This window comes from Pseudoflavonifractor capillosus (genome assembly GCF_016899775.1).
In the GTDB taxonomy this organism is placed as follows: domain Bacteria; phylum Bacillota; class Clostridia; order Oscillospirales; family Oscillospiraceae; genus Lawsonibacter.
Map to the genome: position 1 here is coordinate 1 of NZ_JACJJE010000085.1, position 9,204 is coordinate 9,204.

The following is a 9,204-nucleotide window of genomic DNA, read 5'->3' on the forward strand; positions in this document are numbered from 1 at the left end:
GTTCCATTTTTTCGCCCCCATATCTGTTTCTATTTTACCAGATATGGGGGCTTTGTGCTTGTTTTTTGACAGACTGAAGCGAGCCAGCACCCGTACGGGTGCTGGCTCGCTCATCTTGTCGAAAAACCTCTGTTTAGACGAATCCGCCCGAGTCTTGGCGGGGGAGCTCGAGGGGGCGGCAGCCCGCCTCGAGTGGGATCAAATGCCCTGAATGCCTTGCTTGGCAAGGCGTTCAGCGAGCGCAGCGAGGACTTTTCCGCCGTTGAACGGCGGGAAAGTAACGGCATTTTCAGGCTGTCGGAAAAGTCCTTGGACTTTTTCGACAGCCTGAAGCGAGCCAGCACCCGTACGGGTGCTGGCTCGCTTGTCTTATGCAGGCCCTGAAGGAGATTTTATTTTCCCGGCGCAGCGCGGACACCCCCGGCCTTTGCAGCGGGACCATACGATGGCCTGCCATTCGAAGCCGCAGCGTCTGCATTTCCACCATACTTTACGGCTGCTCCCAGTGGTCACGTTCTGAGGGGTCAGAGGCATGTTTTTCTCCGGGTGCCACTCCTCGGCCAGAAAGGGGGCGTTTGCCGCCAGATCAGTCTCCCCCGGAACGGCGTATTTTCCAGCACAGTAGGGGCAGTTGTTGCCATGGACGCGGTTATGTACAGTTGCCTGCCAGCTGTGTCCTTTCCCGCATAACCAATATACTTTTTTCTGGCTTCCGGCGAAGATTTCGGTTGGCTGAACAGAATTTTTATGGTAGTCCCATTCCTTCAGAAGCTCCGGATGGGTTGAGGCAAAGTCGTTATAACCTGGCAGAATCCGCTTGTTTCCGCAGTAGGGACAGCCGTTTCCCCGGACCCGGCTGGATATCGCGGCGCTCCAGGTATGCCCGGCGGAGCACTGCCACCACACTTTTTTATCAGAGTGAGGGAGGACGTCCTGGGGAGTGAGTTCTCCGTTACGGGAAAAACACCACTGCTGCGCGAGGTGTGGGTAGGTTCGCGCCAGCGATTTTTCCGGTGTGGTTACCTTTCCGATGCAGCGGGGGCAATTTCGATTCCGCGTCCGGTTGGAAATGGCGGCCTGCCATTCAAAACCACAGGCGGAGCAGACCCACCACACATATTTGCCGCTGCCGGCGGAGTAGTGCTTGGGGGAGAGGTCTTTGTTCTTGCCGAAGTTCCACTCTTTTACCAGGTCTGGATGGGTGGTACACAGGTCGTTGATTCCCTCCGCCGCAGTATTTCCTGTGCAGACAGGGCAGCGAGTACCGCGGGTCCGGCTGGCAACAGGGGACTGCCACTCATATCCGCACTGTGTGCACTTCCACCACAGGCGTTTGTTGGAGCCGTACGGGATATATTCCGGTTTCAGGCTGCCGTTTTTCGTGGGATGCCACTGGGAGAGCAGCTCGGGACATTTCACGGCAATGCTGTTTTCCTTTGCCTCTGTGATGTATCCTTCCCAGATCTCGGTCTGATCCCGTTTTGTATCCACGGAGATGGCAGATGAGCTGCCCAAGTACTGGGATACAAAATTCAGAACTTCGACAATCACATGGTCCAGCTGTCCCCTGTGACTCCAGAAGATGTGTTCTGTATCGGAGGGAGGTGTGATTCCGTCTTCCAAAACACGGATCAGGGTGATCCCCAATTCCTTCAATCGTTTGTTTTTTCGGGTGTCGATCTGCTCTTTTTTTCGGGAGCGGTGATAGTAGGCCCCGTCATATTCGATGCCCAGTTTATAATCCGGAAAATAGAGATCAATTTCCAGATATTTCTCCACCTGATAGCGATTATACACGGAAGGACCTAATTTTCGCAGATAATACAACAGCGCCTGTTCTGGAAAGGATGTGTTTCGCTCCTGGCTGCAGATGGGGCATCCGCGTCCGCTGACTCTGGAGGAGACAATGGCGGGCCAGGTGTGCCCCTTTTTACAGCGCCACCAGACCAGTTGGTTGGAACCAGGGGACACCTGCTCAGGGGTAAGTTCCCCATTTCGGTCCGGGTCCCATTCCGCAGAGAGCTCCGGATTTCGATTGGCCAGATCATTGTGCCTGGGGTAGACGATGTGGGCGGGGGCGTCGGTAGGAGACGGGTTCCGGCAGCGAACGGACACCTGGGTTTTCCACTCGCGGCCCATAGCATCTATCCACCAGGCGGCGTAAGTGGAACTGCAGGTGACGTCCCAGGGGGACAGATCTCCGTTTTTCGTGGGATGCCACTGTGCAGCCAGATCGGGGCGATACTCTGCCAGGGAGCCATCTCGGGCCACCAGCTTTTTCCGGAGAGAGGCGGTTTTCCGCGCCATTGCATCGCAGGTACACCCGGTTCCTTGAATTCGGTTCCGTACCTGACAGCTCCATCTCCGGCCGCATTTATGGCAGGTCCAGACGACCACTTGGTGACTGCCGCTGGTAAGATCTTCCGGACGTATGCCGGAGTTGTTCAGCGGGTCCCAATCCAGCATCAGATCAGGAAATTCCGCCAAGGTTCTCTTTTTATGGTTGGACATTCAATCACCCGCAATGATAGAAATAGAAACCGGTATCTGGTTGGGTCAAGAAATATTTTATCCGCTATCTTAGTTGCTGTCCAGTCAGCTTGCTTGAGAGAAATCCGATTTGATTGGCAAAGGGGGAGGGCAGGCGGTCACAGAATTCAGATTCCCTTGGGCGCCGTGCGTCTGGAGGCTCCGGCGCTTCTGACGATGGCCCGGTATACTGTTCCTCCAAACGGGCGGTGAACTTCTTCCAGCATTCCTCCGACTGGTCTGCGGCTTTTTGCGGGGACGGGTTCTCTATCCCGGTCGGTTGTGATGCTATTGGCCGCAGTTTGCGCTGCGGTTTCCGCAGCAAATAGGCGGTAATTCTTTCACTGCCTGCAAAAGAAACTGCCTGTGCCTCCGATTCCAGCGGGGCCAGGGACTTCCCGGTTCCCGGCGATGCACTGCATGCAGTGTGAAAAAGAAAAGCAGGGTGGAGGCGATTGTTACAGGAAATCTGCATCTTAATCTTTTCATAAGAATACCTCCTGACGAAATGAAACCATCCCATCCCAGCCTGAACAGAGGTTTGGGACAGGATGGTTTCCTGTCAATCGGTTTATGAATCAAACAGAGAGGGGATTCTGTTGATCCCCTTATGGCGCAGTCTGGAAGGTAACTTCCACACTGTCCCTGACCAGTGCAAAGGACAAACCGTCAGGGTCATTGATTTGGCCCGAGGCGGTGTAGGAATAGGAGCTGGAGAAGCTCTCATAGAACAGCACCAGGCAGTCAGAGCCGCAGAGCATCAGATCGCTGGTGTGGATCTGTCCGGGCCGCTGGGTGTTGGCAGGCAGACTTTCCTCCCTGAAAAAAATTTTCGTTCCCGTTCAATTCGCCCATGGTCACGGTCATAGGGAGCCGCTCCAGCAGAGCGCGGGTGGTGGGATGATCCTGCAAGCAGTAAACGTCTGCTCCCCCTGGGCGGCTCTGTGGGGATAGAGCCGCCCCAAAATGGTTTTAATCTTTTTGTTTATACCGCCTAACCAATCGGAACTTCCGAAGGCAGACCAGCGGGTCTACAATTGTTGAGAAAGAAGGTGCTGATATGTTTTCCGTCCAACAGATCCTGACGCTTTTCCTGACACTGACTATGGAACTGAGTCTCACCGCCTGCGGGGCAGAGGCAGTGGTGCAGCCCGCCCCGGAAACATCCGAACCGCCGGCACAGGTGCAGGAGACACCAGAGGCTACACCTGACACACCGCCGGAATCTTCGGAGCTGGAACTGAAGGTCACCGGGGGAACAGAGAGCTATCGGGACTTTCAGATGAACAATGTGCTCCACGCCCCGGAGGGGGAGATCCATTACCATATCTACATTCCGGACAGCTACGACGGCAGCGAGTCCTTTGCTTTGTTCCTTACTCTTCCCGGCTATGAGGGGCTGTATTTCCAGGGCGTGGGACAGAACCTATACAGCGAGAACTTTGCCTTCGAGGCGCTGAATTATAACGACCGTATGATTGTGGCCGCCCCGCAGCTCAGTGACTGGGGGAGACCTCGGCGGTACAGACCATTGCCCTTACAGAGTATCTGCTGGACCGCTACAATATTGACCGGGAGAGGGTGTATGCCGAGGGCTACTCCGGAGGCGGGGAGACCTTATCCCGTGTCATGGGGATGCGGCCCGATCTGTTCACGGCCTATCTCCAGTGCTCCTCTCAGTGGGACGGGGCCTACGAGCCGGTGGCGGAGGCCAGGGTGCCGGTGTATTTCGTCATCGGGGAGGGGGATGAATACTACAGCGCGGAGCCGAGCTGGGAGGCATACAACCGGCTCCATGACCTCTATACAGAGGCAGGACTGACCGAGGAGGAGATCAGCCGGCTGCTGGTGCTGGACGTCAAGGATGCGGACTACTTCCGAGAAGGCGGTGCCCCCAGCCAGCACGGCGGCGGAAATCTATTTGCCGGCGACTCCGAGATCATGGGCTGGCTGTTCTCCCAAGGATGAGAGATGCCGGAACTTTTCCTAGACGACCGGCGGGAAGAGGCGCAGTAGGAGAAAAGTGGGCGGCGGATCTAACGCTGGGCGCGGTTCTCCTGTTTCTGATGAGCGTGTCCTGACCGGTGAGGAGATTCATGAGCGGTTACAGCGGGCCAGCATTGCCGCCCGGCTGATACCCCGGACAAAAGCAGGGAATATTGACGTTTGTTCCGCTGTACGCCCCTCCGCGCCCAGCGGGCAGACACAAATGGTCACCCTTATCTATTTTCTCCGTCCTCCTCATCAGGGGGGAGCGTATGCCATGCTGAAGGCTTCCTGCCGCATATGAACAGCTTTTTGATCCGCTCCAATAGTGCCTCCACAAAGTGGAACCAAATATTATCAAACAGGAACACCGCCGCAAGAAGCAGCAGAAATGCGCCAATTTCTCCAAAAGGCATTTTTCACCTCACTTTGTTGCGAATTGGTTCATAAAGAAGTCGGTAAAAGCGGCCAGCTCCTGGTCCTGGGACACATAGACATACAGTTTTTCATCCTCCAGCCAGTCGTAGGCATTGATACCGATATACCCTTTTTTGTCTGGATAAATGATAAAAGCTTCGGTGGGGTATTTGTTGCGGTAGGCTTTCAGAATTTCAGAGCGGCGGTAGTAGGTCGGATCTCCACAGCCGGAGAGGTCGGGCACCGTGGGAACGACCACAATCGTTTGACTGGCCTCGTTCCAGCCCACAATCAGATTTCCGATTTTCGTCTTGCTGCCATGAACAAACCCGTAGTTGAACCGGCTCACATCCTCGGTATAGCCGAAAATCAGCCTGTAGCTGTCTCCGTCCTCCACCACCTGGTTAAAGAGAGCCCGCATTTTCTTCGCGTTTGCATTACTCTTTTCCATGTCGATCTCCGGCCCCTTGAACAACTTGCTGAACAGTCCCATAATTGTTTCCTCCTTAAATGTTTTGATGTTTTTATGTGAAACTGTGTCGGGCAGTACCCACAGCCTCATCTATTTCGTAAGTATGCGGTTCGATCTCTATGAAGGCGCATTAAAATTGTTCCAGCATTTCAGCGGCGGGATTTCTCAAATCCTTACCGTTTGTTCGCCCTGCTGCGATTGCCGTGGTCACCTAAAATAAGAATGATTTTATAAATTTGTTTTTATTTTGTCTGAAAAGAAATCCGTCTGAATATAACGCCGAAACATGATATTGAGACGGATGTTCATTTCCACTTCTCAAGGGGTGGGGTCTGTTTTCAATTTCTCCAAGGCGTCCACAATCGCATTCAGCTGAAAATCTACCGTTTCATCCGCGGCCTCCGGGACAAACAGAGGGAGCGTATTGGGGATGGCTCTGCGTACCACCATCGCGGTCAAGCTTAAATTCGTAAATAGGTTGATCCTTGCGGTATCTGCCTTGATGCCGAAGTTTTCTAAAATTTCTCCGAAAAGACGGTGCTGCTTTTGGCGGAACACTTGATAGCTCTCTTTTGTCAGGCGCTTAAAAATCAGCTGCTGTTCTTCGATGGTTAAAACCGCAATCCCGTTTTCCTCGCCATAGCAGCAGGCGTGGAGAAACTGCTTCACAGCGTCGCGCCAGCTCAGTGTGGGGTCGGCCATCAGCGCCTGTACGTATTGGATGATCTTGGGCTGCTGCAAGTAAAGGGTCTCGACGATCAGATCCTCTTTCGTGGAGAAAAAAGAGTAGAAGAACGTCCGTGAGATCCCAACCTTTTTATATACCTGCTCCACGGTTGTGTGCTGGATGCCCTGTTTTGCCATCAGCTCAAGCCCGACTGCAACAAGCTGCGTTCTGATGCGCGCTCTGTCCTCCTCCGAATACGCTACCTTCGGCACGCCGTCACCCCCTCTTGCAAAATAAAAACAAATTCAATGATTTGATTTTATTTTATCATACCATATCCCATCCGATAATACAAGGGTGAAACGCAACCGGTCTGATCTGTTCCATGACGCGTTTGCAGAAGTGCTTTCTTCCCTTGGGACCGTGTGGTACAATATAGGTCCAGATTTACGACTTTACTGGATGGGACAACAGACCGTTATCCCTTGGAATGGGGGCAAGAAGGATGGATAAAATGATGTGGCAGGCGCATAAGCCGGACAAGATCCAGGTCCGGGGCGCCAGAGTCCACAATTTGAAAAATATTGACGTAGAAGTTCCGCTGAACCAGATCGTCGGCATCGCCGGGGTCTCCGGCTCTGGAAAATCCTCTTTGGCACTTGGGGTTCTGTATGCCGAGGGCTCCCGGCGGTATCTGGAGGCCCTGTCCACCTACACCCGCCGCCGGATGACCCAGGCGGCCAGGGCGGACGTGGATGAGGTGCTGTATGTCCCGGCGGCCCTGGCCCTCCACCAGCGGCCCGGCGTACCGGGAATCCGCAGCACCTTCGGCACGGGGACGGAGCTGCTCAACAGCCTGCGGCTGATGTACTCCCGCCTGGCCAGTCACCGCTGCCCCAACGGGCACTATGTGCCGCCCTCCCTGGCGGTGGCGGCGGGGCAGGAGCTGACCTGCCCGGAGTGCGGCGCCCATTTCTATGCCCCCGGCGCCGAGGAGCTGGCTTTCAACAGCCAGGGGGCCTGCCGCACCTGCGGCGGCACCGGCGTGGTGCGGACGGTGGACCGCTCCACCCTGGTCCCCGACGAGTCCCTGACCATTGACCAGGGGGCGGTTGCGCCCTGGAACAGTCTCATGTGGTCGCTGATGACCGACGTGTGCCGGGCCATGGGCGTGCGGACGGACGTGCCCTTCCGGGAGCTGACGCCGGAGGAGAAGGACATCGTCTACAACGGACCAGCGGAGAAAAAGCACATCCTCTACCGGGGCAAAAAGCTGGATCAGGCCACGGAGCTGGACTTTACCTATTTCAACGCGGTCTACACCGTGGAAAACGCCCTGTCCAAGGTGAAGGACGAGAAGGGCATGAAGCGGGTGGAGAGATTTTTGAAGGAGGACGTGTGTCCCGAATGCGGCGGCACCCGCCTGTCCGAGGCGGCCCGCAGGCCCCGGCTCCGGGGCATTGGCCTGGATGAGGCCTGCAAGATGTCTCTGGAGGCGCTGGTGGGCTGGGTGGCCGAGGTGCCCGTCTCTCTGCCCGCAGAGATGCGCCCCATGGCGGAGCGCATCTGCGAGTCCTTCCAGACGGTGGCCCGGCGGCTCATGGAGCTGGGGCTGGGGTATCTGACCTTGGACCGCGCCGCCGCCACTCTCTCCACCGGGGAGCGGCAGCGGATGCAGCTGGCCCGGGCGGTACGCAACCGCACCACGGGGGTGCTGTACGTGCTGGACGAGCCCTCCATCGGCCTGCACCCGGCCAATATCGCGGGGCTGACGGCGGTGATGGACGACCTGGTGGCGGACGGAAACTCCGTGCTGCTGGTGGACCACGACGCCCAGATCCTGTCCCACGCGGACTGGATCATCGAGATGGGGCCGGAGGCCGGGGCCCGGGGCGGCCGGGTGATCGCCCAGGGCACCGTGGAGGAGCTGGCCGCCAATGGAAGCTCCCAGATCGGCCCTTTCCTGTTGGGAGAGAGTAAACCCATCGCACGGCCCCAGGCCGGGCCGGAGGCGGTGTTTGCGGAGGGGACAATCCATCTGGAGACTGGCGCGATCCACACAGTAAAACCCCTGGCGCTGGATCTTCCCAAGGGCAGGCTCACGGTGGTGACGGGGGTGTCCGGCTCCGGCAAGACCACGCTGATTCTGGAGAGCCTGGTGCCTGGCCTGGAGGCGATGACGGCCGGGAAACCGCTGCCGGCCCATGTGAAGGCGGTGGAGGCGCCGGGTATCCAGCGGGTCAAGCTCATCGACGCCACCCCCATCGGCATCAATGTCCGCTCCACTGTGGCCACCTATGCCAACGTCCACGATGAGCTGCGGAAGCTCTACGCCCGGAGCCCAGAGGCCAAGGCCCTGGGGTACAAGGCGGGGGATTTCTCCTACAACACGGGCAAGCTCCGCTGCCCGGTTTGCGACGGCACCGGCTCCATCAGCCTGGACGTCCAGTTCCTGCCCGATGTGGACATCCCCTGTCCGGAGTGCCGGGGCTCCCGATACGGAAAAGATGCGGGCCGGGTGCGGCTCAAGACCCGCTCCGGGGCGGCGTTTACACTGCCGGAGCTGATGGACATGGACATCCACATGGCGCTGGACGCCTGCACCGACTGGAAGGTGGTCCGCCAGCGGCTCCAGGTGCTGGAGGATCTGGGCCTGGGGTATCTGACCCTTGGGGAGGACACCCCCAGCCTCTCCGGCGGGGAGGCCCAGCGGCTGAAGCTGGCCAGCGAGATGGGCCGGGGCCAGGAGGACACGGTCTTTGTCTTTGACGAGCCCACCATCGGCCTGCACCCGCTGGATGTGCGGACGCTGCTGGGGGTGTTCCAGACCCTGCTGGACAGCGGCGCCACTGTGGTGGTGATCGAGCACGACCTGGATGTGATCCGCAGCGCCGACTACCTGGTAGATATGGGGCCGGGGGGCGGCGAGTCCGGCGGCGAAATTGTGGCGGCCGGCACGCCCACCCAGGTGAAGCAGAATCCCCGGAGCATCACAGGAAGGTATCTATAAGATGAATATAGTGGTCCTTCCTGGTTTGAATCACTTGTGTCGTACAGGGCCCGTCGCAGAATTGAAAAATTCTGCGGCGGGTTTTCTTGCGTCTAAGGAGGGCAGAAGAATGGAAATTGCCAT

6 protein-coding genes and 2 pseudogenes are annotated in these 9,204 nt (G+C 57.3%); 2 read left to right on the forward strand and 6 right to left on the reverse strand.

Going from position 1 to position 9,204, the window contains the following annotated elements; translation table 11 throughout:
• Positions 1-369: 369 nt before the first annotated feature.
• The 3 genes and pseudogenes from H6B31_RS15620 to H6B31_RS15625 form a co-directional block, all read right to left on the reverse strand.
• A complete protein-coding gene (locus H6B31_RS15620) occupies positions 370-2,307 on the reverse strand; it encodes a zinc-ribbon domain-containing protein (RefSeq protein WP_243419100.1) in 1,938 nt (645 codons plus the stop codon).
• 24 nt (positions 2,308-2,331) lie between these two features.
• Positions 2,332-2,511, reverse strand: a pseudogene (locus tag H6B31_RS17845) (zinc-ribbon domain-containing protein); the annotation flags it as partial.
• A 626-nt stretch (positions 2,512-3,137) separates the two neighbouring features.
• Positions 3,138-3,441: pseudogene (locus tag H6B31_RS15625) on the reverse strand (cyclophilin-like fold protein).
• A 717-nt stretch (positions 3,442-4,158) separates the two neighbouring features.
• Between H6B31_RS15625 and H6B31_RS17365 the strand changes: the two are divergent.
• The gene (locus tag H6B31_RS17365) at positions 4,159-4,497 is read left to right on the forward strand and encodes a hypothetical protein (protein ID WP_243419101.1); all 339 of its coding nucleotides are present in this window, start codon (positions 4,159-4,161) and stop codon (positions 4,495-4,497) included.
• Positions 4,498-4,748: 251 nt separating this feature from the next.
• Here the strand turns inward: H6B31_RS17365 and H6B31_RS15635 are convergent, their stop codons facing one another.
• From H6B31_RS15635 to H6B31_RS15645, 3 genes are all read right to left on the reverse strand, one after another.
• On the reverse strand, positions 4,749-4,931 hold the full coding sequence (locus tag H6B31_RS15635) for a hypothetical protein (protein WP_204899350.1): 183 nt from the start codon (positions 4,929-4,931) through the stop codon (positions 4,749-4,751).
• 8 nt (positions 4,932-4,939) lie between these two features.
• Positions 4,940-5,425 carry a hypothetical protein gene (locus H6B31_RS15640; RefSeq protein ID WP_204899351.1) on the reverse strand — a complete coding sequence of 162 codons (486 nt, stop codon included), beginning with the start codon at positions 5,423-5,425 and terminating at the stop codon, positions 4,940-4,942.
• A 297-nt stretch (positions 5,426-5,722) separates the two neighbouring features.
• Positions 5,723-6,343, reverse strand: coding sequence for a TetR family transcriptional regulator (locus H6B31_RS15645; RefSeq protein ID WP_204899352.1), 621 nt, complete (start codon positions 6,341-6,343; stop codon positions 5,723-5,725).
• Between the two features lie 233 nt (positions 6,344-6,576).
• On the opposite strand from H6B31_RS15645, the gene H6B31_RS15650 reads away from it, so the two are divergent.
• Positions 6,577-9,081 carry an excinuclease ABC subunit UvrA gene (locus H6B31_RS15650; protein ID WP_346014105.1) on the forward strand — a complete coding sequence of 835 codons (2,505 nt, stop codon included), beginning with the start codon at positions 6,577-6,579 and terminating at the stop codon, positions 9,079-9,081.
• Positions 9,082-9,204: the final 123 nt, after the last annotated feature.

What these genes read in the sequence shown, in the direction of transcription:
- H6B31_RS15640 (WP_204899351.1), bottom strand. Translation starts at nt 5,425, where the DNA reads ATGGGACTGTTCAGCAAGTTGTTCAAGGGGCCGGAGATCGACATGGAA.
- H6B31_RS15650 (WP_346014105.1), top strand. Translation starts at nt 6,577, where the DNA reads ATGGATAAAATGATGTGGCAGGCGCATAAGCCGGACAAGATCCAGGTC.
- H6B31_RS15635 (WP_204899350.1), bottom strand. Translation starts at nt 4,931, where the DNA reads ATGCCTTTTGGAGAAATTGGCGCATTTCTGCTGCTTCTTGCGGCGGTG.
- H6B31_RS17365 (WP_243419101.1), top strand. Translation starts at nt 4,159, where the DNA reads ATGGGGATGCGGCCCGATCTGTTCACGGCCTATCTCCAGTGCTCCTCT.
- H6B31_RS15620 (WP_243419100.1), bottom strand. Translation starts at nt 2,307, where the DNA reads ATGGCGCGGAAAACCGCCTCTCTCCGGAAAAAGCTGGTGGCCCGAGAT.